The following is a 24,798-nucleotide window of genomic DNA, read 5'->3' as shown; positions in this document are numbered from 1 at the left end:
ACGACGGACGGCAGGGCCCCGCAGCCGGTGGTGACCGGCCGCGGGGCCCCGCCCTTTCCTCCCGGGGTTCCCCGTCAGTCCCCCGGGACCCTTCGCCTACACCAGATGACAGGCCACCTCACGGGAGGCGACTGTCCGCAGCAGCGGTCGTTCGGTGCGGCAGATCTCCTGCGCCATGGGGCACCTGGGGTGGAAGGTGCAGCCCGGAGGCGGCGCGGCCGGGCTCGGCGGATCACCGAGCAGCACGATCCGCTCACGCCGCCGCTCCGCCGCCGGGTCGGGCAGCGGCACGGCGGACAACAGCGCCCGGGTGTACGGGTGCTGGGGGTTCTCGTACAGCGACTTCTTGTCGCCGATCTCCACGATCCGGCCGAGGTACATGACGGCGACGCGGTCGCTGACCCGTTTGACGACCGAGAGGTCGTGCGCGATGAACACGTAGGCCAGGCCCAGTTCGGTGCGCAGCCGCTCCATCAGGTTGACGATCTGCGCCTGGACGGAGACGTCGAGCGCCGAGACCGGCTCGTCGGCGATGATCAGTCGGGGGCTGGTGGCGAGCGAGCGGGCGATGCCGATGCGCTGCGCCTGGCCGCCGGAGAACTCGTGCGGGTAGCGGTCGATGTGCTCGGGGATCAGCCCGACGAGCTCCATCAGTTCGGCGGCCCGGCGGCGGGCGTCCGCCGCGCCGGAACCCTGGACCAGCAGCGGGTCGGAGATGATCCGGGCCACCGTCTGGCGGGGGTTGAGGGAGGAGTGCGGGTCCTGGAACACCATCTGGAGGTTCCGGCGCAGTGGGCGCAGGGCGCCCTGGGAGAGCCGGCTGATGTCCTTGCCGTCGAACTCGACGGTTCCGGAGGTCGGTTCCAGCAGCCGTACCAGCATCCGCCCGGTGGTGGACTTGCCGCAGCCCGACTCCCCCACGAGGCCCAGGGTCCGGCCCGCCTCGAGGTCGAAGGAGACCCCGTCGACGGCGCGCACGGGCGCCCCCCGGCGCCCGGTCGCGGTCCGCTTGCCGGGGAAGGCCATGGTGAGGTCGCGCACGCGCAGGAGCGGCGGCGGCTGCGGGCCCCGGGCCGCCGGTGCCGGCGCGGGTCGCGGGCCGGTCCTGTTCACCGCGGTCATCGGGACACCTCCCGGACGGCTCCCGCGAAGTGGCAGGCCGCCTCGCGGCCGGTGTCGCCGTAGGCCCGCAGCTCGGGCCGCTCGGTGGCGCAGCGTTCCCGCTCCGTGTCGCCGCCCGCCGCCGCCACCGCGCAGCGCGGAGCGAACGCGCACCCCGGTGCCGGGGTGAGCAGGGAGGGCGGGGAGCCCGGGATGGCCCGCAGCGGCTCGTCGTCGGAGTCGTCCAGCCGGGGCAGCGAGTCGAGCAGGCCCCGGGTGTAGGGATGTGCCGGGTCGGTGAACAGTTCGTCCACCGGGGCCTGTTCGGCGGCCCGGCCGCCGTACATGACCAGTACCTCGTGGGCGACGCGGGCGACCACGCCGAGATCGTGGGTGATCATGACGACGCCGAGGCCGCGCTCCTGCTGGAGCCTGGCGATCAGTTCCAGGATCTGGGCCTGCACGGTGACGTCGAGGGCGGTGGTCGGCTCGTCGGCGATGAGCAGGTCGGGCTCGCAGGCCAGCGCCATGGCTATCATCGCGCGCTGGCGCATGCCGCCGGAGAACTGGTGCGGGTACTCCCCCGCCCGGCGGGCGGGCTCCGGGATGCCGACCTCGCCGAGCATGTCGACGGCGCGCCTCTTCGCGGCGGCCCGGCCGGCCCTGAAGTGGACCCGGAAGTGCTCGGAGATCTGCTCGCCGACCGTGTAGTAGGGGTGCAGGCTGGACAGCGGGTCCTGGAAGATCATGGCCATCCTGCGGCCGCGCAGCGTGGAGAGCTCCTTCTCCGACTTGGTGGTCAGCTCCTGTCCGTCGAGGGCGATCGAGCCTCCGATCTCGGCGCCCCGGTGCAGGCCCATGACGGCGAGCGAGGTGACGGACTTGCCCGACCCGGACTCGCCGACGATGCCGAGCGTGCGGCCGGCCTCGACGGTGAAGCCGAGGGAGTCGACGGCCCGTACGGAGCCCCGTGGGGTGGTGAACGTGACGCGCAGGTCGCGGACTTGGAGGAGCGGCGTCCCGGGCGCGGACGGTGTGCGCGGGGATGCTTCTGGAGGAGGGGCCATCAGTACCTCACCCTCGGGTCGATGACGGCGTACAGGAGGTCGACGGCGAGGTTCGCGACGACGATGAAGAAGGCGGCCAGCAGCGTGACCCCGAGCACGACGGGCTGGTCCGAGTTGACCAGCGCCCCGTAGAACAGCCGTCCGATGCCCGGGAGTCCGAAGATGGACTCGGTGATGACGGCTCCGGCGAGCAGACCGCCGAGGTCCATGCCGAAGATGGTGAGGATCGGGGTCATTCCGGAGCGCAGTCCGTGTTTGACGACGACCGTGCGCTCGGGCATGCCCTTGGCGCGGGCGGTACGGATGTACGGCTCGGCCATCGCCTCGATCATCGAACCGCGGCTCTGCCGGGCGTACATGGCGGCGTAGAGCAGGGCGAGCGCGGTCCAGGGCAGCAGCAGGTTCCCCGCCCAGCCGAGCGGGTTGTCGGTGAAGGCCTGGTAGCTGGGGTAGGGCAGGATCCCGGCGACGCGGATGACTCCGTAGATGAGCATCACGGAGGTGAAGTACACGGGCAGGGAGGCGGCGGCGACCGCACCGACCATGAGGGCCTTGTCGGTGACGGTGTCCTTGCGCAGCGCGGCGGTGACTCCCGCGCCGAGGCCGAGGACGAGCCAGAGGGCGGCGGCGCCGACGGCGAGGGAGGCGGAGACCGGGAGGCGGTCCATGAGCAGGTCCCACACGGGCAGGGAGTTCTCGTAGGAGTAGCCCAGGCAGGGGAAGTCGCACTGGACGGCGTACTGGCCGGTGCCGAGGGTGCGTCCGGTGAAGATGCCGGTGAGGAAGTCTCCGAACTGCCGCCACAGCGGCCGGTCGAGGCCGAGGTAGGCGCGTACGTCGGCCAGCCGCTCGGCGCTGCAGGTCTTGCCGCAGGCGGCCGCGGCCGGGTCGGAGGGGAGCACGTAGAAGATCAGGAAGGTCACGGCCGCGATGGCGAGGAGGACGCCCGCGAGGGCGAACAGCCGGCGTGCGAGGTAGACGATCACGTCCGGCCGCCCCTCGGGTCGAGGATGTCGCGCAGGGCGTCGCCGAGCAGGGTGAAGGCGAGGACCGCGAGGAAGAGGAAGAGGCTCGGGATGACGAAGTACATGGGGTCGGTCTCGTAGAAGGCCACGGACTCGGCGATCATCTGGCCCCAGGAGGGGGTGGGCGGACGGACACCCACGCCGAGGTAGCTGAGTGCGGCCTCGGTGCTGATCATGCCGGGGATGAGCAGGGTGGTGTAGGCGATGACCGGGCCGGCGACGCCCGGGAGGATGTCGCGGGTCAGGATCCGCCAGGAGCTCGATCCGCCGACGCGGGCGGCGTCCACGTACTCGCGGTGTTTGAGGGAGAGGGCCTGGCCGCGGACGACGCGGGCGACGCCGGGCCAGCCGAAGACTCCGATGACGGCGGTCATCAGGACGATGCGGTTGACGTCCTTGGCCACCGAGAGCATCGCGATCATGAAGATGAGGGACGGGAAGGACATCGTCAGGTCCATCAGGCGGGACAGGACGGTGTCGGTGCGGCCGCCGAAGTAGCCGGCAGCGATGCCGGCGGCGGTACCGGCGACGACCACGATGGCGGTGGCGGCGAAGGCGATGAGGAGCGAGACCTGGGCGCCGTTGACCACGCGGGCGAACAGGTCGCGGCCGCTGACGGGTTCCACGCCGAGCCAGTGCTCGGGGCTGATCCCGCCGAAGGCGCCGAGCGGCTGGCCGCCGAGGTAGGGGTCGATGGCGGTCTTGTCGAACTCGTCCGGGGACCAGCCGCCGAGTGCGCCCAGCCAGGGGGCGGTGGCGGCCATCAGGACGAAGAGGAGGACGACGCAGAGGCTGACGCGGACGGCGGGGCGGCGGCGGAGTTCCCGCCGGGCGAGCTGCCAGGGGCTGCTGCCCGGGGGGACCTCCTTGACCGCCGCCGCGTCCGGGGACGTGGCGGCGACGGGGGCGGTCATGTTCAGCCCTGGCCCTGGCTCTTGGCCGGGTCCTTGAGGCCGATGGTGGCGTAGTCGAGCTGGCCGACCCAGACGGGGTGGCCGAAGGCACCCGCGATGTTGGGGCCGACGAGGAGCGGCTTGCGCTCCAGCAGGACGGGGACGGCCGGGGACTTCTTCATGAGCTGGGCGTCGAGGTCGATCCAGGCCTGGTTGGCCTGCTTGGCGTCGGCCATGGCGTTGATCTCGTCGATCCGCTTCGTCGTCTCCTCGTCGCGGAACTGCGAGTAGTTGCCGGAGTTGCCCTTGACCTTGATGGTGCGGCCGTCGAAGACGAAGGGCAGGAAGGTGGAGCCGGAGGGGTAGTCGGGGCACCAGCCGCTGAGGACGAGGTCGGGCGCGGTGGTGGTGTCGCCGATGACGTCGTAGTACGCGCCCGGGTCGACGGTGTCGATGACCACCTCGACGCCGGCGCGGGCCAGGCCCTGCTGGATGGCCTCCGCCTTGCCCTTGTCCCCGGTGGAGACCGCGAGGGAGACCTTCAGGGTCTCCTTGCCGGCGGCCTTGAGGAGCTCCTTGGCCTTGGCCGGGTCACCGGACGGCGCGATCTTCAGGGTGTCGGCCTGCTTGCCGCCGGCGAGGGCCGGGGGCAAGTAGGCGGTGGCGACGTCGTTGAGCGCGGGGCCACCGCCCGCGGTGACCACGGCCTCCTTGTCGAGGGCGTACTGCATGGCCTCGCGGACCTTCGGGTCGTCGAAGGGAGCGCGGGAGTTGTTCATCTGGAGCATCTCGGTACAGCCCTGGGACTCGGCCAGCAGGCGCTGCTTGATCTCCGGCTTGGGCAGCACCTTGGGGGCGCTCTCGGGCCGCATGTCGGACCACTGCACGGCGGAGGCGTCGGCGCCGTCCCCGGCGATGATCCGGTCGTCGATCTGGCCGCCCTTGAGGCCCATGACCACCACGAACTTGTCCGGATAGGCCTTGCGGACGGTGTCGGTCTTCGCGTCCCAGTGCTCGTTGCGGACCAGGACGAGCTTCTTGTCGCGGTCGTAGGACTCGATCTTGTACGGGCCGGAGGAGAACGGGCGGGCGTCGTACTGCGTGCCCTTCTCCTGCGATGCGGGGACCGGGGCGAAGGTGGGGAGGGTCGCGGTCGCCGAGAACTCGGCGACCGGCCGCTTCAGTTCGAAGACGATCGTGCGGTCGTCGGGGGTCTTCACCGAGTCGAGGTGCTTGCCCTGCAGCGGCCCCTTGTAGCCGTCGGTGCCGGCGAGGTACTGGGCCGCGTAGTCGGGGCCGCCGGTCAGGTCGGGGGCCATCGAGCGCTCGACGTTGTACTTGATGTCCTGCGCCTTGATGGGTGAGCCGTCCTCGTACTTCACGCCCTCCTTGAGGGTGAAGGTCCAGGTGCGGCCGCCGTTGGAGGGGGTACCCAGGTCGGTGGCGAGGTCGGGGACCAGCTCGCTGCCGCCCTTGCCCGGCTCGGCCTTGAAGGTGACCAGGGTGCGGTAGAGGAGGCGGGTGCCGAAGTCCATGGTCGGCATGACCCAGTTGCGGGCGGGGTCGAGATGGGCGAAGTCCTGGTTGGACAGGACGGTGAGCGTGCCGCCCTTGACGGGAGCGCCGCCGAGGATCTTCCCGTCGTTGGCGGAGGCGGGATTGGAGGCACCCGCGCCCGCGGAGCCCTTCTTGGGGTCGGAGCAGCCCGATGCGCCGAATGCGAGTGCGGCCACCAGGGCTGTGGCGAGGGCGAGTTGGGTGCGCTTGGTCATGGGTCACTCCAGTGAAGGGCCGCGCTCTATGATGTGACCGGTAACATAGTAATGTGAAATTGCACTGACAAGGGGTTGGAGCCGCCGTTATCCAGCCGTGTCCAAATCCGGCCGGGCGGCTGGTTGTTGGGCCGGCCTTCTATGCTCCCGACATGGATCCGATACGGCTGCCCGCGCTCGAGCACCTCCCGGCGGTACTGGAGGGACTCGGCCGGAACGCGGCCCTTCCCGAGGAACTGGCCGTACGGCTCCTGCCGTACGGCCAGGCACCGTACCGGCTGGCGCGCCGGGAGGAGCCCGCGCCGGGCACGGCCCTGTGCGAGGCCTTCCTGGCGCGCGGCGAGGCCCTGGCCCTCGCGCACGCCCCTTCGCTGCCGCCTGACTTCGCCGCGCGGCTGGCGGCCGACGCGGACCCGGAAGTGCGTGCCGCCCGCGCCGGACGGGAGGACGCCACCTCCGGGCGGCAGGCCCTGTTCGCCTCCGATCCCGAGGCGGATGTACGGGTCGCCGTCGCGCGCCACCCCGGCCTGCGGGCCGAACTCCTGGCCGTGCTCGCCGCCGACACCGATGCCCGGGTGCGGCTGACGGTCGCCGAACGCGGGCCGGAGCTGCCCGAGGACGTGCTGCGGGTACTGCTCGCGGACGCCGAGCCGAAGGTGCGGGCGGCCGCCTGCAGGCGCCGGCCCCCGCGCGACCTGCACGCCGCCCTGCTGGCCGACCCGGCCACACGGCGGTTCGTGGTGCCCTTCCTCGCCCTGGACCCGGACACGGCCGCGGCCCTGGCCGTGGACCCCGACGAGGAGGTCCGCGCGAAGGCCGCCGCCCACCCCGCGCTGCCGGCGGGGCTGCGGGACCTGCTGGCCCGGGACCCGAGCCCTGAGGTCCGGGGACGGGTCTTCGTCCGCGCGGACACTCCGCCGGAGCTCCGGGCCGAGATCCACGCGTGGTTGACCGAGGGGGCCCACCGGGCCGACGAGGACTGGGAGAACGCGCAGGACGAGGACGTCTTCTGCGAAATCGCCCTCGCCTTTCTGGACCTGGAGCCCTACCCGTGGGTCGCGGCCGACCCCGCCCCCTACGCCGGGTCCCCCTACCCGGGCATGCGGCGCGCAGCGGCCCTCGGCGAGCGGCTGCCGGCCCCGCTGCTGCGCGCGATGCTCGCCGACGAGGACCCGGCGATCCGCATGATCGCCCTGGAGCGGACACCCGACGCGGATCTCTCGACCGCCGAGGACATCGAACGGCGCCACGTGCGGTCGAAGTCCGGGGACCGGCCCGCGGACCACTTCGCGTTTCCGTCCGGGACGCTGAGGCGGTTCGCCGCCGACCCGGAGCCACACATGCGCGTATTGGCCCTGCGCGATCCGGAGTTGCCCGCCGAACTGCTCGGTCGGCTGGCGGCGGACGAGGACCGCACCGTCCGGCGGGCCGTCGCCGAGGACTCCCGGACGGCGCCGGACACACTGCTGCGCCTGCTCGGTGACGGCTCACCGTCCGTCGCCGGGGCCGCCGCCGCCTCGCCCCGGCTACCGGTGGAGGCGATGCGGGCGGCGCTCGACCTGACCGCCGCCGACGGCACCGCCGAGCGCGGGGGCGCCGTAGTGCTGTGCGGGCCGTCGGCAGCGGGCCGGGACGCCCGCGCACGGGACCTGGCACGGCGCGGCTACACCCGGCTGTCCCTCGACGAGGACCTCCGCGACCGGCTCGGGCGCGAAGGCCCCGACCCGGACCCGGAGGCGTACCAGCGGCTGCGGGCCGACGTGGAGCGGGAGTTGTGGTGCGATCTCGGGGAGCTGCTCTCGGAGCGGGAGCCCGTCGTCGTGGACCACGGCGTCCTGGACCCGGACACCGTGGCACGCTACCGAGCCCTCTTCGAGAGCCACGGCCGCCCCTGGGAGCAGGTCCACGTCGAGACGGACCCGGCTCCCCGGCAGGACCCGGACCGGTCGTCGTACGACCGGAGGGAGTTCGGCGACAGGCCCTAGGCGCCCGAGCCCAGGGCGCCCGAGCCCAGGCGGCCCGGGGTGCGGCCCACCGGTTCGTCGCGGCCCTGGGCCCACAGGGAGCGGACGTGGCCCAGGTGGCGGGTCATGCAGGCTTCGGCCGCCTCGGCGTCGCCGGTGAGCATCAGGTCGAGGAGCTCGATGTGCTCCTCGGCGGAGGAGACCAGCTTGCCGGCCTCGTCCAGGCCGGTGAGTCCGTAGAGCCGGGAGCGCTTGCGCAGGTCGCCGACGGTTTCGACCAGGCGGTCGTTGCCGGCGAGGCCGAGGAGGGTGAGGTGGAAGCGGCGGTCCGCCTCCAGGTAGCCGATGAGGTTGTGCTCGCGCGCGCTGGTGACGATCTCCTGCGCGATCGGCCGCAGCGCCTCCAGCTGCTCGGGCGTGGCGATCTTCGTGATCCGGCCGATGGTCGGGACCTCGATCATCGTGCGCAGTTCGGTGTACTGGTCCAGATCGCGCTCGCTGACCTCCGTGATCCGGAAGCCCTTGTTGCGCACCGGTTCCACCAGGCCTTCGCGGGCCAGGTCGAGCATCGCCTCGCGCACCGGGGTCGCCGAGACCCCGAGCTCGGCCGCGAGGCCGGGTGCGGAGTAGACGCTCCCGGGGCGCAGTTCACCCGCTATCAGGGCGGCTCGGAGGGCGTGGCCGACCTGGTCGCGGAGCCGTTCCTGGGCCTTGATGAGACTGTGCTGCTTCAGGTCACCCATTGCATTTCCTCCGAGACCGCTCACACCACCGGCGTGCGGAGGAACAGCGTACAATGTCACGTTGCGCTGTTCTCCCCGGCGGCCTCGAACCAGGCCACCGCCACAGCCAGATCTTCCCAGGCCATGCCCACACTCTTGAAGAGCTGTGGACAACTTCCCGCCCCGCCACCCGGCATCCGGCCCGCGACCAGGTCGGCCAGGGTGCCGCTGATGTGACCGGGCCCGATCGCCCCTTCCGCCTCCGGTACCAGCAGGTCCCCTGCCTCGCGCAGGGCCGCGGCGCGCGATTCCACGTAGACGGCCGCGTGCCGGACGAGGGCCGTGTCGACCTCGCGCGCCTCCGGCTCGTGCGAACCGACGGCGACGACCGTCGCCTGCGGGCCGATCAGCCTCCCGTCGAAGAGCGGCTCGCGCGCCGTCGTGCAGCAGATGACGAGATCGGCGTCGGCCACCTCCACGGCCGCCCCCGGGCGGGCCGGGACCCCCAGTTCCCGGGCGTACGCCGCCAGCTTCCCGGCGCCCCCAGGGTTACGGGCCACGACCACCACCTCGGCCAACTGCCGTATCGCCAGCACCGCTTCGAGGTGTCCGTAGGCCTGCGGACCCGATCCGAAGAGCACCATCCGCAGCGGCCGCCCGGCCGGGAGCAGGTGACGCAGCGCCAGGGCGGAGACGGCCGGGGTGCGCAGCGCGGTCAGCGCCGCCCCGTCGAACAGGGCCAGCGGGCTCAGGGTCGGCCCGTCCAGGAGCAGGTAGGAGCCGGTGATCCGGGGCAGCCCGCGCGCCGGGTTCCCGGGAGCCACCCCGGCGATCTTCACCCCCGCGTACGCCCCCGCGGCGGCCGGCATGAGCAGCAGTTCCCCGCCGCCCGGTACGGGCAGGGCGCTGCGCGGCGGACAGGTCTCGGGGTCCAGTCCGGCCAGCAGTACGCCGGCCAGCGCGTCCGCGGCGGCGGCCGGGCCGAGCAGCCCGGCCGTCCCGGCGGCCGAGAACTGCGGGATCCCGGCAGGCGGGGTCACAGCAGGAACCCGGTGGCGAGCGCGTCGTGCGGGTCGGCGCGGAAGGCGTGCTCGCCGGTGCGGTAGGCCGCCCCGGTGACCTCCGTGACCAGTCCGGCGGCCGCCGAGCCGCAGGCGACCCGGCCCGTGAACACCGTGCCCACCACCGACTCGTGCAGCAGGTCCTCCCCCGGCCCCAGCCGGCCGTCCTCGGCCAGCAGCGCGAGCCGCGCCGAGGTGCCCGACCCGCACGGCGAGCGGTCGATCTGCCCGTCGGCGAAGACGGTGACGTTGCGCTGGTGCGGCCCGAAGGGGGTGTCGGGCAGTTCCTCGTACAGGGTCACCCCGTAGACCCCGGAGAGCAGCGGCCCGTCCGGGTGCCAGGTCCCGGGGTGGGTGGCGAGGGCGGCCCGGATCTCCCTCCCGGCCCGCACGAGCGAGGGCAGCGCGTCCCGGGTCACCGCCAGGCCGAGGTCCCGGGCGGCCACGGAGGCGTAGCAGGCCCCGGCGTGCGCGATGTCCGCCTCCACCATGCCCAGGGTGGTGGCCACGGGCACCTTGCGGGCGCTGGCGCGGGCCGGGACGTTGCGGAAGGTGACCCCGGTGGTGCGACCCCCGGCGCGGTGCACGGTCGCGCCGACCCGCCCCGAGGGCACGTCGATCCGCACCTGGACGTCCCCGTCGTCGGGCGCGGCGACCCGGCCGGTGTCCACGGCCCAGGCGCCCAGCGCCATGGTGCCGTGGCCGCACGCGGTGGAGTAGCCGTCCTTGTGCCAGAACAGCACCCCGAAATGGGCCCCGTCGTCGTCGGGCGGGACCACGAAGCCCCCGTACATCCCGGCGTGCCCGCGCGGCTCCTGCACGAGGAGGCGCCGTACGTCGTCCAGGACTCCCCGCCGGGGGGCCGTCCCGGACCCTCCGGGCCCGATGGCGGTCGCGCACCGCTCGGCGACGGTGTCCCCGGGCACGGGCGGCAGGCCCGGGGCCGTGAAGTCGACGATGCGGAACGGCTCGCCCGCGGTGTGGTAGTCCACGGTCCGTACGACGTTCACAGCAGGAACCCTCCGGGGAACGGGTCGGACGGGTCGAGGAAGTACTGGGCGGCGCCGGTGATCCAGGCCCGGCCGGTGACGGTGGGCACGAGGGCCGGGAGCCCGCCCACCGTGGTCTCGCCGACGAGCCGGCCGGTGAACTCCGTGCCGATGAACGACTCGTTGGCGAAGTCGGTGTCCAGTGCCAGCAGCCCCCGCGCGTGCAGCTGCGCCATGCGCGCGCTGGTGCCCGTACCGCACGGTGAACGGTCGAACCAGCCGGGGTGGATGGCCATCGCGTGCCGGGAGCGGACGGCGTCGGAGCCGGGGGCGGCCAGGTAGACGTGCTTGACCCCGGCGATGGAGGGGTTCTCGGGGTGGACGGGCCGGTCGGCGGAGGCGTTGACCGCTTCCATGACGGCCAGGCCTGCGGCGAGCAGCTCGTCCCCGCGGGCCCGGTCGAAGGGGAGCCCGAGGGCGTCGAGTTCGACGAAGGCGTAGAAGTTGCCGCCGTAGGCGAGGTCGTAGGTGACCGTGCCGTATCCGGGGACGTCCGCCTTGAGGTCGAGCCCGACGCTGAAGGAGGGGACGTTGGTGAGGGTGACGGCGGTCGCCGCCCCGTCCTCGACGCGGACGTCGACGCTCACCAGTCCGGCCGGAGTGTCCAGCCGGACGGTGGTGACCGGTTCGACGACCGGCACCATGCCGGTCTCGACGAGGACGGTGGCGACCCCGATGGTGCCGTGCCCGCACATGGGGAGCAGGCCCGACACCTCGATGTAGAGGACGCCGAAGTCGGCGTCCGGGCGGGTCGGGGGCTGCAGGATCGCGCCGCTCATCGCGGAGTGGCCGCGCGGCTCGTACATGAGCAGGGTCCTGATGTGGTCCAGGTGCTCGATGAAGTGGAGCCGCTTCTCGGCCATGGTGGCGCCGGGGATCACCCCGACGCCCCCGGTGATGACCCGGGTGGGCATGCCCTCGGTGTGCGAGTCCACCGCGTGGTAGATGTGGCGTGTGCGCATGGAGTCCCCTGACTGTCCTTGCGGCGTGGTTAGTTGAGGCCCTCGGCGAGAGCCTTCTCGGTGGCGGCGCGGACCGCGGCCTCCGTCTCGCCGGTCAGCGGGAAGCGCGGCGGGCGGGTGGCGCCGCCGGGACGGCCCGCCAGGTCCATGGAGAGCTTGATGGCCTGCACGAACTCGGTCTTGGAGTCCCAGCGCAGCAGCGAGTGCAGGGACTTGTAGAGCGGCAGGGCGGTGGCGAGGTCGCCCGAGACGGCGGCGCGGTAGAGGGTGGCGCAGGACTGCGGGAGGGCGTTGGGGTAGCCGGCGATCCAGCCGACGGCGCCGGCCAGCGCGAGTTCGAGAAGGACGTCGTCGGCGCCGATCAACAGGTCGAGACCCGGGGAGAGTTCGGCGATCTCGTAGGCGCGCCGCACGTCCCCGCTGAACTCCTTGACGGCGACGATGGACCCGTCGGCGTGGAGGCGGGCGAGCAGGGACGGGACCAGGTCCACCTTGGTGTCGATGGGGTTGTTGTACGCGACGACGGGAATGCCGGCGCGGGCGACGTCGGCGTAGTGGGCGCGTACGGCGTCCTCGTCGGCCCGGAAGGCGTTGGGCGGGAGCAGCAGGACCGATCCGGCGCCGGCCTCGGCGGCCTGCTCGGCCCAGCGGCGGGACTCGGCGCTGCCGTAGGCGGCGACTCCGGGCATGACGCGGGCGCCGTCCCCGGCGGCCTCGACGGCGGTACGGACGACCCGGGCCCGCTCTTCGTCGGTCAGGGTCTGGTACTCACCGAGGGAGCCGTTGGGGACGACGCCGTCGCAGCCGTTGGCGATCAGCCAGGCCACGTGTTCGGCGTAGGCGTCGTAGTCGACGCTCAGGTCTTCCCGCAGGGGTAGCGCGGTGGCGACCATGATGCCGTGCCAGGGGCGGGTGCGGCTGTCCGTACCGGTGGGCGCGGAGGTGTGCGCGTGGGTCATGAGTGTGCTCCCTAGAGTGATGTGTGACATTTTACTAGTGGGCGTGAGGTGGCCACAAGAGGTGCGGCCACCCGATCGGCAGTCCCGTCAGGGAAGTTCGGGGGGAAGCTCGGGCGGAAGTCCGGGCGGAAGTTCGGACGGCGCGTCGGCGGGAAGTCCGGCGAGGTGGCGCAGGGGGACCGGGCAGGACAGCGGTCTGCGGTCGGGGGCCGGGCCCGTTCCGGCCAGGGCGGCGACGGCCGGGCCGCACATCCGGCCCTGGCACCAGCCCATGCCGGCGCGGGTGAGGAGTTTGACCGTACGGGCGTCCCGCGCCCCCAGGTCTTCGACGGCCTCCCGGATCCGGGAGGCCGGGACCTCCTCGCAGCGGCACACATCGGTGTCCTCGCGCAGCCAGCCGGTCCAGCCGGGACCCGGGCGGTGGGCGCCGGCCATCGCGGCGGCGAAGGCGCGCAGCCGCGTACGGCTCCGGACCAGACGGGCCGGGACGGGCCGGCCCGCGATGGAGTGCGCAGCGATCTCCCCCTCGGCCAGGGCCAGTTGGGCGCCGCCGATGCCCCCGGTCTCCCCGGCGGACCAGATCCCGGGGACGGAGGTGCGCTGCCGGGCGTCCAGCTCCAGGGCGACGGTGGCGTCCGGGCTCGGGCGGGTGGCGCAGCCGAGGCCGGTGGCCAGCTCCAGCTGCGGCACGAGCCCGTGGCCGACGGCCACGGCGTCGCAGGGGATGCGGCGGGCGGTGCCGGGCAGGGGCCGCCAGTCCCGGTCGAGCCGGGCCACCGTGACGGCTTCGACCCGGTCGGTGCCGTGGGCCTCGGTGACGGCGTGCCGGGTGAGGAGGCGGACGCCGTGGCGGAGCAGGGCGCTGCCGTACGTGGCGCCTTCGGCGAGCTTGCCGGGATTGCGGAGCAGGGCGGGGGCGTGGGCGGCGTAGCCGGTGTAGGCGGCGGCCTCCACCACGGCGGGGACCCGGGCGCCGGCGGCGGCGAGCGAGCCGGCCACGGCGAGCAGCAGCGGCCCGCTCCCGGCGACGACGGCGCGCCGGCCCGGGAGCACGAGCCCGCTCTTCAGCATCGCCTGCGCCCCGCCGGCTCCGACGACCCCGGGCAGGGTCCAGCCGGGGAAGGGCAGTTGCCGCTCGTAGGCCCCGGTGGCGAGCAGGACGGCGCGGGCCCGGACGATCGTGGGGGCCTCGTCCGGGCCGGCGACGGCGTGCAGGGTCCAGGTGGGGGCGGCGCGGTCGGCGGTGGCGCCCTGCCCTTCGGGGACGACCGTCCACACGTGGTGGAAGGGGAGATAGGTGATCCGCCCGGCCGCCTCATGGGCGCGCAGGGCGGCTTCGCGCGCGGCGAAGGCGGCCCACCCGTGGTGCAGGGCCTCGGGGCGGGCCGCGCCGAGGCCGGGCGCGGGGTGGCGGTAGTACTGCCCGCCGGGCCGTTCACCCGCGTCGAGGAGGGTGACGCGCAGGCCCAGGCCGGCGGCCGTGACGGCGGCGGCGAGGCCGGCGGGACCGGCGCCGATGACGGCGAGATCAGACGGCGAGGTCGCCATGGCCGGTCCCTTCCTGGGTGGTGACGTGGTCCCCGGGGCGGGCGGGCACGAGGCACGCGCGCTGGTTCGGGCGGCCGTTGACGGTGACGAGGCAGTCGTAGCAACTGCCGATCCCGCAGAACGCTCCGCGCGGGGTGGCGGTTTCCCGGGTGGTCCGCCAGGCGAGGATGCCCGCGGACCAGAGGACGGCGGCGATGCTCTGCCCGGTCTGGGCCGGCAGCTCGCGGTCGTCGAAGCGGAGGCTCCACGTCTCCGTGGGGGTTCCGCCGACCAGGTCGCGGGGCGACCTTCGCCGTCCCCTCGTCGCTTCGCTCATCGCCTGTGTGCTCCTCAGTTGCTCCGACCGGACGCGTTCGGCGTCCCCGTTGCCCCGCGGGGCGTGTCCCCCACCCGCTCTTCCTCCGTCCCCGGGGCTCCGCCCCGACCCCCGGCCCCGGGAGTCATCGGGGTGGGTCCGCGAAGCGGGAGGGGGTGAAGGGGGCCGGGTCCAGGGCGGGGGCGGTGCCCGTCAGGGCCGATGCGATCAGGGCTCCCGTCGCCGGGGCCAGGCCGATGCCCGCGCCCTCGTGGCCGCAGGCGTGGAGCAGGCCCGGCACCCGCGCGTCCGGGCCGATCGCCGGGAGGTGGTCCGGCAGGTACGGGCGGAAGCCGTGGTAGGTGCGCAGGACCCGGACGTCCGCGAGGACCGGGAACAGCGCGGCCGCCTGCGCCGCCAGCCGGCGCAGCGCCTCCGTCGACAGCGAGCGGTCGAATCCCACCCGCTCCCGCGTCGCCCCGATCAGGACCGGGCCCGCCGGGGTCCCCTCGACCACCGCCGAGGACTGCAGCGCCGCCGATCCGCTGGCCACGTCCGCTATGTAGTCCGCGGCGTAGACCTTGTGCCGCACCGCCCGTGGCAGCGGCTCCGTGACCAGCACGAACCCTCGCCGCGGCAGCACGGGCAGGGAAGCCCCCGCCAGTGCGGCCAACGCCCCGCCCCAGGTCCCGGCCGCGTTGACCACCGCCGGGGCCAGGAGGTCGCGACGGGCGGTGCGGACGCCCCGGAGCTCGCCTCCAGGGCCCCGGAGCAGGTCCGTGACCTCCTCGCCGAGGTACACCTCGGCTCCCGACGCGGCGAGCAGCCGCGCCGCCGCCTGGGCCGGCTGGACCTGGGCGTCCTGCGGGTAGTGGATACCGCCCGCCAGGTCCGGTGCCAGGTGGGGCTCCAGTTCGCGCAGTTCGCCCGGTCCGACCTCGACCGCGTCGACCCCGGCGGAGCGCTGGCCGTCCGCGAAGCCCCGTAGCGCCTTGACGGTGGCCTCGTCGGCCGCGACGACCAGTCCGCCCTTGGCCTCGTACTCGATCTCCCGCGGGAGATCGCGTGCGAGTTCGCGCCACAGGCGCGCCGACAGCAGCGCGAGGTCCAGCTCCGGACCCGCCTCCTTGTCGGAGACGAGCAGGTTGCCCTCGCCCGCGCCGGTCGTGCCGCCCGCGACTGGGCCGCGGTCGACGACGGCCGCGCGGAGTCCGGCGCGCGCCGCGTAGTACGCGCACGCGGCTCCGACGACACCGGCGCCGATGATCACGACGTCCAGGGAGGTTCTCTTGGCCACGGCAGTAATATGTCACATTCTTTATAGAGGGAACAGAGAGCCGCGCGGGCCGGCCCCGGGACGGGACCGACCCGCCCCCGGTCAGCTGCGCAGCGGACCCTCACAGCTGTAACTCGACGTCCCAGCCTTGTGGTTGGTCCAGATCTCCAGCGGGCCGAAGGAACAGTTCATGTCCGCCAGGTTGTTGGAGGCCGCACCCGCCCGGTCGAGGATGAAGTAGTCGAGAGTCTCCGACATGTCCTGGAAGTTCTGGTCGTCGTTGCGCCAGCTCTTCAGGTTCGCGGTGATCTTGCCCGTACAGGTGAAGCGGCGCTTGCCGGGATCGCCGTTCTCCACGCAGTCCGGGGTGCTGTACGTGGCCGTCGCGAAGGCGGTCTTCACGTCCGCGAGCGCCGCGTCGCGCAGCTGCGCGTTCGGGGTGAAGGCGGTGTTCGGCACGTACAGCTGGTCCACCTTGGCGATCTGGGCGTCCAGGAAGCGGTCGTACTCGCGCTGGAGGTACGCGTCCTGGCCCATGCGGGTGCGCCAGTCGTCGAAGCCCGCCGGGTCGTCGGCGCGCAGGTAGCCGTACATCTCCCGCAGCTTCGAGGGGTGCGAGGTCCACATGAACTCGAAGAAGGTGCCCGCGTAGTTGTAGAAGCGGAAGCCGTCGCCGTCGTAGGTGGCGTGCAGCAGCTGGTCCACCGACATGCGCGGGCCGCCGCCGGCCGTGTCGCTGATGATCCCCTTGACCAGGGACTTGCGCACGGCGATGCCGTTGTCCCGGGTCGCTCCGTCGAAGAACTCGGCGGAGCCCTCGTCCATGGCGGTCGTACGGTCGTTCTCGTACCAGGCGCCCTGACCGAAGGAGCCGGGGACGGCCCAGCGGCCGTTGAGGTAGTGCGTGTACTCGTGGCGGAAGAGCTCTTCGAGGGTGAGCGAGGAGTCCTGCGGGACGCGGCGCTGGTAGGTGTAGAAGGTGGCGCCGTTCTCGATGTAGATGCCGCCGTTGTTGGTGCCGTACCCGGTCAGGATCGGGTGGTAGTTCACGTAGTCCGCGCGGGAGGCGTAGAGCACGATGTTCAGCGTGGTGTTGACGTCCCCGGCGAGCGGCTGGTCGGTGCCGACCACGCGGTGGAACTGCGTCTTGACCTGCTTGCTCGCGTAGTAGAGCTGGTCGACGGTGGCCCGGTCCAGGGCCGTGCGGACCTTGATGGCGCCGTTGTCGTAGGTGTAGGTGTTCGGGAAGAGCTCCTTCTCGATGTCCTCCTTGCACACCCCGTAGGGCTTGCACGCCTGGTAATAGTTGAGCCAGGAGACGACCTTCGCCCACTGCTCGCTGCCGTCGCCGAAGGTGGACCTGGCCGGTCCCAGCAGCGCGCCCAGGTCGGCGACGACCTCGTCCCGCAGGCTGTCGATCTGGCCGAAGCGCCCGTACTCCCCCAGCGCGTCGCGCGCCACCCAGGCGTTGGCGGTGCCCTTGAGGTGGGAGTACGTCGCGAAGTTCTTGAAGGCGGTGCGGTACGACGCGTCGCCGGCGGCCGCCGCCTGGAATGCGGCGTCCTGGTTGCCCGGGTACACGCCGAGGTAGTTGACGGAGAGGGCGGCGAGGGCCGCGCCCGCCCAGGAGGCGTCCAGGTTCGTCGCGGTGTGCGCCGGGTCCATGGTGGCCAGGACGTTCTTGATCAGGCCGAGCTGGTGCTGGCGCAGGCCGGGGGCGCTGGCCGCGTAGAGGGCCTCGCGCAGGGTGCGGGCGTTGGTGGCGGTGGCGTCGAAGGTGCGGGCGGCGCCCGCGAAGGCGGCGACGGCCTGGCGCATCGCATCGACGGTCGGGGCGTCGGTGACGTCGATCTCGCCGCGCGAGTAGTCGTGGTAGACCACGGCGTGCAGGTAGGTGAACATCTCCTCCAGGTGGGAGGAGTTGCGGCCGTCGTGGGCGGCGGCCAGGCCGGATATCCGGCGGGAGACGGCCTGTACGTGGGCGTCGGACATGACCGGCGCCAGGCGGGCGTCCCAGGTCCAGATGAGGCCCCGCAGGCAGCCGTCGGCGGTGACGGCCGGGTCGGCGAGGAAGTCGGCGAACTGCTCCGGGGAGAGCCCCGTGATCCCGTCGAGGGTGCAGGGAACGCCCGCGGCGGCGCTCGTCGCGGAGGCGGCGAGCCGGCCGCTCTTCGTGGCGGTCACGGCGGCGGCCCTGGTGACGGCGCCGGGGACCTTCCCTTCGGTGACGGCCTGCCCGCCGGTCGCGGCCGTCCCGTCGCTCACGGCCGGGCCGCCGGGGGCCGGGGCGGGCGCGGGGGCCGCCTTCCGCGCGTCGGCGAGGTGCTCCACCTCGTCGAAGGGGTTCGCGCCGGCCTCGGCGCCCTGAGCACCGCCGGTGAAGGTGCCGGTCGCGGTCGAACCCTGAGCGTTGGCGCGGACGCCGGTCTCGGCGGCCTGGGTCACGGCCTGGCCCGCGGTGGCGAGGAGGGTGACGGCGACGGCGGCGGAGAGGAGGGACGTGCGCACAACTCTGTGCTGGGACACCAAGGACTCCTGGTTCGGAGGGGAGGTGGGGGAATGGTGCGAGAACTGCTGCGTGAACTGCCCTGCGTCACGCGGCGTTTGACGGGGATTAACGTGCCGCGGTGTGAGCTGTAACATAGTAATGTGAAATTGCACTGACAAGACCTGTGCGCCCACCAGTTCGCATCTTCTTGAGGGAGCCCCTGTGCCCGACACCTCCTCCCGCCCCACCACCGGGCTCAACATCGGCAGCCACGACCTGCCGGTATCAGCGGAGTTGTCCCGCTTCATGGCGTCGAACTGGGCGGATTCGCCCCTCCCGGACGCCGCCCGCACCCCGGCGCACGCCGTCACCCCGACCCGCCGCGCACGCCTCTCCGCCCGCTTCCCCGGAGAGCGGCTGATCATCCCGGCCGGCGAGCTGAAGGTGCGCAGCCACGACTGCGACTACCGCTTCCGGCCGCACAGCGCGTACGCCTGGCTGACCGGGCTCACCGGCGAGGACCAGGTGGGCCACGTCCTGGTCCTGGAGCCCGCCGGCCCGCACGGGCACGAGGCCGTCCTCTACCTGCGCCCCCGCTCACCGCGCGCGGGCGGCAACGAGGAGTTCTACCGGGACCGCCGCTACGGGGAGTTCTGGGTCGGCCGGCGCCCCGACCTCGCGGAGGCGGAGCGGCTCTCCGGCATCCGCTGCGCCCACCTCGACGAGCTGGGCTCCCCCTCGGGGCGCGACGCCGCCACGGACCAGCCGCTCGCCGCCGCGCTGTCCGAGCTGCGCCTGGTCAAGGACGCCTGGGAGGTGGGCCAGCTGCAGCTGGCCGTCGACCACACCACCGCCGGTTTCGAGGACGTCGTACAGGAACTCCCGCGCGCCCTGGCCCACCCGCGCGGCGAGCGGTGGATCGAGGGCGTCTTCAACCGCCGCGCCCGGGCGGAGGGCAACGGCACCGGGTACGAGACGATCGCCGCGTCGGGCGCGCACGCGTGCGTACTTCACTGGATCCGCAACGACGGCCGGCTGGATGCGGGAGATCTGCTCCTGCTCGACGCGGGCGTGGAGACCGACAGCCTGTACACGGCCGACGTCACCCGCACCCTCCCGCTGTCGGGACGCTTCTCCCCCGTCCAGCGGCAGGTGTACGAGCTGGTCCTGGCCGCGCAGGACGCGGGCATGGCGGCGCTGCGGCCGGGCGCGAGCTTCCGCGACTTCCACCGGGCCGGGATGCGGGTGATCGCCGAGGGGCTGGCGGAGTGGGGGGTGCTCAAGAACGCGGAGGGCGATCTGCACCGGCGCTACACCCTGTGCAGCAGCGGGCACATGCTCGGGCTGGACGTGCACGACTGCGCGAAGGCGCGGGCGGACACCTACCTGGACGGGGTCCTGGAGGAGGGCCAGGTCCTCACCGTGGAGCCGGGGCTCTACCTGCAGCCCGACGACGAGACCCTGCCGGCGGAGCTGCGCGGCATCGGCGTCCGCGTCGAGGACGACCTGGTGATCACGGCTGAGGGTGCCCGGCTGATGTCGGGCGCACTGCCGCGCACGGTCGCGGGGATCGAGGAGTGGATGGGGAACCTGCTTGAGGGACAGCGGATCCGGCTGGGGGGCTAACAGGTCCGGCTGGCGGTCCAGCGGGTCCGGTCAGCCGCGGGCCCCGGCGCGGATGTCGCGCCGGGGCCACACGCATGTCCTCGGTCAGCGGTTCCGGTTGTTCCCGTCGTGGTGACCACTGTCGTGCCAGTTGCCGCTGTCGTTGTTCCAACCGTCGTGGCCGTTCCAGTTGCCGTCGTGCCGGCTGTCGTTCCAGCTGTCGTTGTTCCAATGGTCGCGGTTGTTCCAGTTGCTGTTCCAACTGTCGTGGTTCCAGTTGTTGTTGTCCCAGTTGCTGTTGTCCCAGCACCAGCTGGGCCGGTCGTTGCCGCGCCAGGAAGCGCAGCAGTTTCGCCACCAGTCGCTCCCACGCGAATTGTCACCACGCCAGTCCGAACACCGATACGTCTGCGGCAGACCCGAGGCGAAGGCACTGCTGACGGGCATCAGACCGAGCGTGATCCCGGCGGCCCCTGCCACCGCTGCCGCAACGAACCCACGGCGCATAGTCATACACCTCCGAGAATGAAGGGTGGATTTCTCCTGTTATGAGGTATTTCCACCCTCCCCCCTCCCCTGCCGACTGTCAAAGGCACCCACTCCCACCAGCACAAAGGAGAAAAGGGCACCGCCCTACGGCAGCACCGCCAGCCCGTCCATCTCGACCAGCGCCGCCTCGTCCCACAGCCGGACCACCCCCACGACCGCCATCGCCGGGTACTCCCGACCCGCCAACCGGCGCCAGATCCGGCCCAGTTCGGAGGCGCATGCCCGGTAGTCCGCCACGTCCACGGCATAGACGGTGACCCGCGCCAGATCCGCCGGGGAGCCGCCCGCCTCCGCCAGCGCCGCCAGCAGGTTCCCGAGAGCCCGCTCGAACTGCCCGGGAAGCGTCTCCCCCACCACTTTCCCCGCGCCGTCGAGCGCCGTCTGCCCGGCCAGGAATACCAGTCGGCCCCCGCTGGCGACGACGGCGTGCGAGAACCCCGTCGCCGGGGACAGCTCCGGCGGATTGATCCGTTCCAGACTCATGCTTCCCGCACCTCCCGGTAGAGCTCCTTCGCGATGATCGTGCGCTGCACCTCACTCGCCCCCTCGTAGATCCGCGGCGCCCGCACCTCCCGGTAGAGGTGTTCCAGCAGGTGGCCCCGGCGCAGGGCGAGCGCCCCGTGCAGCTGCACCGCGTGGTCGACGACGTACTGGGCCGTCTCCGTGGCCAGCAGCTTCGCCATGGCCGCCCGCCGCGGCACCTGCGCCGAGCCCGCGTCCGCGTCGTAGGCCCCCGCCGCCGCGTACACGAGCAGTCGCGCGGCCTCGGTCCGCGTGGCCATCTCCGCCACCCGGTGCGCCACGGCCTGGAGGTCGCCCAGTACCCCGCCGAAGGCGGTACGGGCAGCCGTGTGCGCCACCGTCGCGTCCAGGGCGGCCCTGGCCATCCCGACGGCGAAGGCGCCCACGCTGGGGCGGAAGAGGTTCAGGGTGTCCATGGCCACCCCGAAGCCCCGGCCCGGCTCCCCGAGCAGGTCGTCCGGGCCGACCGGGACCCCGTCGAAGGCCAGCGAACCGATCGGGTGCGGGGAGAGCATGTCGAGGGCCTCCCCCGAGAGACCGGGCCGGTCCGCCGGGACCAGGAAGGCGCTGATCCCCCTGGCTCCCGGACCTTCGCCGGTGCGGGCGAAGACGGTGTAGAAATCGGCCTCGGGCGCGTTGGAGATCCAGCACTTCTCGCCGCTGAGCCGCCAGCCGCCGCCGGCGGCACCGGAGCCGGCCCCCGACGCGCCCCCGGACTCGGGCCGGGCCTCGAGGGTGAGCGCCCCCGCGTCGGACCCGGCCCCCGGCTCGCTCAGCGCGAAGGCCGCCACCGTCCGGCCGGCCCGCACCCCCGGCAGCCAACGCTCGCGCTGGCGGTCACTGCCCGACCGCAGGACCGGGTGCGCGCCCAGCCCCTGGAGGGCGAGGGCCGTCTCGGCCTCCGTGCAGCCGTAGGCGAGGGATTCGCGCAGCAGGCACAGTTCCAGCGCGCCCGAGGTGAACAGGCGCTCCAGCAAGCCCTCTTCGCCCAGCGCCGCCAACAGCGGCCGGTTGACCCGGCCCGGCTCCCCCTTCTCCGCGAGCGGCCGCAACCGCCCCGCCGCCAGGGCGCGCAGACGCGCGCACCACTCCTCCTGGTCCGCCCCGAGCGCGAATCCTGCGGATCCCGCGAATCCGGTCATCCGAATGCCCCAGCCTCTATCGCGTCCTGTTGACTGCCGTCACCATGACGATACGCTCGTGCTGCGTCCGCGCGGCGGGCTCCACCGATTCGTTTCAACAGGTTCAGCGGTTCCACCGGCTCCACCGGCTCCACCGGCTCCACCGGCTCCACCGGCTCCACCGGCTCCGGCGATCCCACCGGTTCCGCCCGGCTCCACCGATTCCGCACAGTCCATTCGGAGGGTCCGGCCCCCACCCGGGGCACGGACCGTCGCAAGGGGGCGAACCCGCCTTGGAGCTCAAGCCTTCCGCTCACCGAGACACCTTCGCGCGCGACCACCTGCCGCCCGCGCACGCCTGGCCGCGGCTCCTCTTCGAACTCCCCGAGCTGGCCTATCCCGACCGCCTCAACTGCGGCGTGGAGCTGCTCGACACCACCATCGCCCGCCTCGGCCCCGGCCGGCCCGCCTTCCGCGGCGCCGACGGCACCGTGTGGACGTACGGGGAGCTGCACGCCCGCGTGGACCGGCTCGCGCACGTGCTCACCGCCGACCTCGGCGTCGTCCCCGGCAACCGCGTGCTGCTGCGCGGCCCCACCGGCCCCTGGCTCGCCGCGTGCTGGCTGGCGGTGATGAAGGCGGGGGCGGTCGCCGTCACCGTCCTGGCCCAGCAGCGCGCCAAGGAGCTGGCCACGGTGTGCTCGATGGCCCGGGTGAGCCATGCCCTGTGCCACGCGGAGGTGGTGGACGACCTGGTGAAGGCCCAGGTGCCGGGGCTGCGCATCACCGCGTACGGCGGCGGGGCCCCGGACGACCTGCTGCGGCTGGCCGAGGCGCACCCGGAGCCCTTCGCGGCGGTCGACACCTCCGCCGACGACGTGGCGCTGATCGCCTTCACCTCGGGCACCACCGGACGTCCCAAGGGCTGCATGCACTTCCACCGCGACCTCCTCGCGGTCGCCGACACCTTCTCCCGGCAGGTGCTGCGCCCCCGCCCCGAGGACGTCTTCGCGGGCAGTCCGCCGCTCGGCTTCACCTTCGGCCTCGGCGGACTGGTGGTGTTCCCACTGCGGGCCGGCGCCTCGGCGCTGCTGCTGGCGGACGGGTCCCCGCGCCGGCTGCTGCCCGCGCTGGCCGAGCACCGGGTGTCGGTGCTGTTCACGGCGCCCACCGCGTACCGGTCGATGCTGGACACGCTGGGCCCGTACGACACGGGCGCCTACGACCTCTCCGCGCTGCGCCGCTGCGTCTCGGCGGGCGAGAACCTGCCGGCCGCCACCTGGCAGGCCTGGTACGAGCGCACCGGCCTGCGGATCATCAACGGGATCGGCGCGACCGAACTGCTGCACATCTTCATCTCGGCGGCCGACGGGGACATCCGGCCCGGGACGACGGGCCGCGTGGTACCGGGCTGGCAGGCCCGGGTGGTGGACGAGGCGGGACTGCCGGTCCAGGACGGGGTGCCGGGGCTGCTGGCCGTACGGGGGCCGGTGGGCTGCCGCTACCTGGCGGACCCGCGCCAGCGCGAGTACGTACGGGACGGCTGGAACGTCACGGGCGACACCTACGTCCGTGACGCGGAGGGCTACTTCCGGTACGTGGCCCGGGCCGACGACATGATCATCTCGGCGGGGTACAACATCGCGGGCCCGGAGGTCGAGGAGGCCCTGCTGCGCCACCCCGACGTGATGGAGGCCGCGGTGGTCGGCCGCCCCGACGACCGGCGCGGACAGGTCGTGGTCGCGTACACGGTGCCCCGGGAGGGCGTGGTCCTCACGGAGGAGGCCCTGCGCACCTTCATGCGCGGCGAGCTCGCCCCGCACAAGTGCCCGCGCAGCTTCGTGTTCCTGCCCGCGCTCCCCCGTACGGCGACGGGCAAGCTGCAGCGCTTCCGGCTGCGCGACCGCGGACCGGACGACCAGAGCCGGGGAGGGGAACACGATCTAGAGTGAACCCGTGGTCGAGCAGCACACCCCGCGATCCCTGATCGTCACGTTCTACGGTGCCTACGGGCGGGCCTTCCAGGGCCCGGTCCCGGTGTCCGCGCTGGTCCGCCTGCTGGGCGCGGCCGGCGTGGACGCCCCGTCCGTCCGCTCGTCGGTGTCCCGGCTCAAGCGGCGCGGCTTCCTGCTGCCCGCGCGGGCCGGGGACCGCTCGGCGGCGTACGAGCTGTCGGAGGAGGCGCGCCGGCTCCTGGAGGACGGCGACAGCCGGATCTACGGGCCACCGCGCCCGGCCGAGTCGCAGGAGTGGCTGCTGGCCGTCTTCTCCGTCCCGGAGCACGAGCGCGCCAAGCGGCACCTGCTGCGCTCCCGGCTCGCCGGACTCGGCTTCGGCACGGTGGCCCCGGGCGTCTGGATCGCCCCGGCCCACCTGCACGGGGAGACCCGGCGCACCCTGGACCGCCTGCACCTGACGGCGTACGTGGAACTCTTCCGCGGCGCCCACCTCGGCTTCGCCGCGACGGCGGAGTCGGTGGCCCGCTGGTGGGACCTGGCGGCGCTGGCCAAACAGCACGAGGAGTTCCTCGACCTCCACGAGCCGGCCCTGCGCGCCCTGCAGACGGGTCGGGCCCCCACCCCGGAGGCCGCCTACCGGGGCTACCTGCTGGCCCTGGACACCTGGCGCCGGCTCCCGTACGCCGATCCGGGCCTGCCGCGCGGGCTGCTCCCGGCGGACTGGCCGGGAGACCGCTCGGCGGCGGTCTTCACCGAGCTCCACGACCGGCTGCGGGACATCGGGGCGGGGTTCGTGGAGCCGTAGGGGGCGCGGGCCCGGATCCACGACCGGGGCCGGGTCCACGACCCGTCACCCGTCAC

At 73.3% G+C, this 24,798-nt stretch carries 21 protein-coding genes; 4 read left to right on the top strand and 17 right to left on the bottom strand.

Annotated elements, in window-relative coordinates; genetic code table 11:
* Positions 1–96: 96 nt before the first annotated feature.
* From OG389_RS28895 to OG389_RS28875, 5 genes are read right to left on the bottom strand one after another with little or no spacing between them, the layout of a single operon-like run.
* Positions 97–1,122, bottom strand: a complete 1,026-nt coding sequence (locus OG389_RS28895) for an ABC transporter ATP-binding protein (protein ID WP_443059360.1) — start codon at positions 1,120–1,122, stop codon at positions 97–99.
* On the bottom strand, positions 1,119–2,168 hold the full coding sequence (locus OG389_RS28890) for an ABC transporter ATP-binding protein (RefSeq protein ID WP_328301363.1): 1,050 nt from the start codon (positions 2,166–2,168) through the stop codon (positions 1,119–1,121). The genes OG389_RS28895 and OG389_RS28890 overlap by 4 nt, the downstream gene beginning before the upstream one ends.
* Positions 2,168–3,154: an ABC transporter permease gene (locus OG389_RS28885; protein WP_328301362.1), complete on the bottom strand. Its 987-nt coding sequence runs from the start codon at positions 3,152–3,154 to the stop codon at positions 2,168–2,170. Before OG389_RS28885 ends, OG389_RS28890 begins: the two co-directional genes overlap by 1 nt.
* The gene (locus tag OG389_RS28880; RefSeq protein ID WP_328301361.1) at positions 3,151–4,107 is read right to left on the bottom strand and encodes an ABC transporter permease; all 957 of its coding nucleotides are present in this window, start codon (positions 4,105–4,107) and stop codon (positions 3,151–3,153) included. Before OG389_RS28880 ends, OG389_RS28885 begins: the two co-directional genes overlap by 4 nt.
* A gap of 2 nt (positions 4,108–4,109) precedes the next feature.
* Positions 4,110–5,858: an ABC transporter substrate-binding protein gene (locus OG389_RS28875; RefSeq protein WP_328301360.1), complete on the bottom strand. Its 1,749-nt coding sequence runs from the start codon at positions 5,856–5,858 to the stop codon at positions 4,110–4,112.
* Positions 5,859–6,010: 152 nt separating this feature from the next.
* Here OG389_RS28875 and OG389_RS28870 point away from each other — a divergent pair, with 152 nt between their 5' ends.
* Positions 6,011–7,843, top strand: coding sequence for an AAA family ATPase (locus OG389_RS28870; protein ID WP_328301359.1), 1,833 nt, complete (start codon positions 6,011–6,013; stop codon positions 7,841–7,843).
* Here OG389_RS28870 and OG389_RS28865 read toward each other — a convergent pair.
* The 9 genes from OG389_RS28865 to OG389_RS28825 all read right to left on the bottom strand — a co-directional run bounded on the left by OG389_RS28865 (position 7,840) and on the right by OG389_RS28825 (position 18,220).
* Entirely contained in the window at positions 7,840–8,565 is a 726-nt protein-coding gene (locus OG389_RS28865) for a GntR family transcriptional regulator (protein WP_328301358.1), read from the bottom strand. The genes OG389_RS28870 and OG389_RS28865 overlap by 4 nt on opposite strands.
* A gap of 56 nt (positions 8,566–8,621) precedes the next feature.
* Positions 8,622–9,584 carry an ornithine cyclodeaminase family protein gene (locus tag OG389_RS28860; RefSeq protein WP_328301357.1) on the bottom strand — a complete coding sequence of 321 codons (963 nt, stop codon included), beginning with the start codon at positions 9,582–9,584 and terminating at the stop codon, positions 8,622–8,624.
* Entirely contained in the window at positions 9,581–10,615 is a 1,035-nt protein-coding gene (locus tag OG389_RS28855) for a proline racemase family protein (protein ID WP_328301356.1), read from the bottom strand. Before OG389_RS28855 ends, OG389_RS28860 begins: the two co-directional genes overlap by 4 nt.
* The gene (locus OG389_RS28850; protein ID WP_328301355.1) at positions 10,612–11,616 is read right to left on the bottom strand and encodes a proline racemase family protein; all 1,005 of its coding nucleotides are present in this window, start codon (positions 11,614–11,616) and stop codon (positions 10,612–10,614) included. The genes OG389_RS28855 and OG389_RS28850 overlap by 4 nt, the downstream gene beginning before the upstream one ends.
* A gap of 29 nt (positions 11,617–11,645) precedes the next feature.
* Complete coding sequence (locus OG389_RS28845) at positions 11,646–12,575, bottom strand: dihydrodipicolinate synthase family protein (protein ID WP_328301354.1); 930 nt, start codon at positions 12,573–12,575, stop codon at positions 11,646–11,648.
* Positions 12,576–12,662: 87 nt separating this feature from the next.
* Entirely contained in the window at positions 12,663–14,123 is a 1,461-nt protein-coding gene (locus OG389_RS28840; RefSeq protein WP_328301353.1) for an FAD/NAD(P)-dependent oxidoreductase, read from the bottom strand.
* Positions 14,104–14,439, bottom strand: a complete 336-nt coding sequence (locus OG389_RS28835) for a (2Fe-2S)-binding protein (protein ID WP_328301352.1) — start codon at positions 14,437–14,439, stop codon at positions 14,104–14,106. The genes OG389_RS28840 and OG389_RS28835 overlap by 20 nt, the downstream gene beginning before the upstream one ends.
* A 124-nt stretch (positions 14,440–14,563) precedes the next feature.
* Positions 14,564–15,715, bottom strand: a complete 1,152-nt coding sequence (locus OG389_RS28830) for an NAD(P)/FAD-dependent oxidoreductase (RefSeq protein WP_328301351.1) — start codon at positions 15,713–15,715, stop codon at positions 14,564–14,566.
* Between the two features lie 81 nt (positions 15,716–15,796).
* Positions 15,797–18,220, bottom strand: coding sequence for a collagenase (locus OG389_RS28825; RefSeq protein WP_328301349.1), 2,424 nt, complete (start codon positions 18,218–18,220; stop codon positions 15,797–15,799).
* Positions 18,221–18,404: 184 nt separating this feature from the next.
* On the opposite strand from OG389_RS28825, the gene OG389_RS28820 reads away from it, so the two are divergent.
* On the top strand, positions 18,405–19,808 hold the full coding sequence (locus tag OG389_RS28820) for an aminopeptidase P family protein (RefSeq protein ID WP_328301348.1): 1,404 nt from the start codon (positions 18,405–18,407) through the stop codon (positions 19,806–19,808).
* 84 nt (positions 19,809–19,892) lie between these two features.
* Here OG389_RS28820 and OG389_RS28815 read toward each other — a convergent pair whose 3' ends face one another.
* The 3 genes from OG389_RS28815 to OG389_RS28805 all read right to left on the bottom strand — a co-directional run bounded on the left by OG389_RS28815 (position 19,893) and on the right by OG389_RS28805 (position 22,000).
* A complete protein-coding gene (locus OG389_RS28815; protein WP_328301347.1) occupies positions 19,893–20,234 on the bottom strand; it encodes a hypothetical protein in 342 nt (113 codons plus the stop codon).
* A 186-nt stretch (positions 20,235–20,420) separates the two neighbouring features.
* Positions 20,421–20,819, bottom strand: coding sequence for a RidA family protein (locus OG389_RS28810; RefSeq protein ID WP_328301346.1), 399 nt, complete (start codon positions 20,817–20,819; stop codon positions 20,421–20,423).
* Positions 20,816–22,000, bottom strand: a complete 1,185-nt coding sequence (locus OG389_RS28805; protein ID WP_328301345.1) for an acyl-CoA dehydrogenase family protein — start codon at positions 21,998–22,000, stop codon at positions 20,816–20,818. The genes OG389_RS28810 and OG389_RS28805 overlap by 4 nt, the downstream gene beginning before the upstream one ends.
* 272 nt (positions 22,001–22,272) lie before the next feature.
* Between OG389_RS28805 and OG389_RS28800 the strand changes: the two genes are divergently transcribed.
* Together OG389_RS28800 and OG389_RS28795 are read left to right on the top strand one after the other, a co-directional pair.
* Positions 22,273–23,931, top strand: coding sequence for an AMP-binding protein (locus OG389_RS28800; RefSeq protein WP_328301344.1), 1,659 nt, complete (start codon positions 22,273–22,275; stop codon positions 23,929–23,931).
* Positions 23,932–23,935: 4 nt separating this feature from the next.
* Positions 23,936–24,742, top strand: coding sequence for a PaaX family transcriptional regulator (locus tag OG389_RS28795; protein WP_328301343.1), 807 nt, complete (start codon positions 23,936–23,938; stop codon positions 24,740–24,742).
* The last annotated feature ends 56 nt before the right edge of the window (positions 24,743–24,798 follow it).

It is taken from the genome of Streptomyces sp. NBC_00435 (assembly GCF_036014235.1).
Lineage (GTDB): Bacteria > Actinomycetota > Actinomycetes > Streptomycetales > Streptomycetaceae > Streptomyces.
The sequence above is the reverse complement of the archived record's forward strand: the minus strand, read 5'-3'. Positions and strand labels throughout refer to the sequence as shown.

Coding starts and splice junctions, on each gene's coding strand:
- OG389_RS28880 (WP_328301361.1), bottom strand. CDS start 4,107: ATGACCGCCCCCGTCGCCGCCACGTCCCCGGACGCGGCGGCGGTCAAG.
- OG389_RS28805 (WP_328301345.1), bottom strand. CDS start 22,000: ATGACCGGATTCGCGGGATCCGCAGGATTCGCGCTCGGGGCGGACCAG.
- OG389_RS28845 (WP_328301354.1), bottom strand. CDS start 12,575: ATGACCCACGCGCACACCTCCGCGCCCACCGGTACGGACAGCCGCACC.
- OG389_RS28810 (WP_328301346.1), bottom strand. CDS start 20,819: ATGAGTCTGGAACGGATCAATCCGCCGGAGCTGTCCCCGGCGACGGGG.
- OG389_RS28875 (WP_328301360.1), bottom strand. CDS start 5,858: ATGACCAAGCGCACCCAACTCGCCCTCGCCACAGCCCTGGTGGCCGCA.
- OG389_RS28835 (WP_328301352.1), bottom strand. CDS start 14,439: ATGAGCGAAGCGACGAGGGGACGGCGAAGGTCGCCCCGCGACCTGGTC.
- OG389_RS28865 (WP_328301358.1), bottom strand. CDS start 8,565: ATGGGTGACCTGAAGCAGCACAGTCTCATCAAGGCCCAGGAACGGCTC.
- OG389_RS28870 (WP_328301359.1), top strand. CDS start 6,011: ATGGATCCGATACGGCTGCCCGCGCTCGAGCACCTCCCGGCGGTACTG.
- OG389_RS28840 (WP_328301353.1), bottom strand. CDS start 14,123: ATGGCGACCTCGCCGTCTGATCTCGCCGTCATCGGCGCCGGTCCCGCC.
- OG389_RS28895 (WP_443059360.1), bottom strand. CDS start 1,122: ATGACCGCGGTGAACAGGACCGGCCCGCGACCCGCGCCGGCACCGGCG.
- OG389_RS28890 (WP_328301363.1), bottom strand. CDS start 2,168: ATGGCCCCTCCTCCAGAAGCATCCCCGCGCACACCGTCCGCGCCCGGG.
- OG389_RS28815 (WP_328301347.1), bottom strand. CDS start 20,234: ATGCCCGTCAGCAGTGCCTTCGCCTCGGGTCTGCCGCAGACGTATCGG.
- OG389_RS28850 (WP_328301355.1), bottom strand. CDS start 11,616: ATGCGCACACGCCACATCTACCACGCGGTGGACTCGCACACCGAGGGC.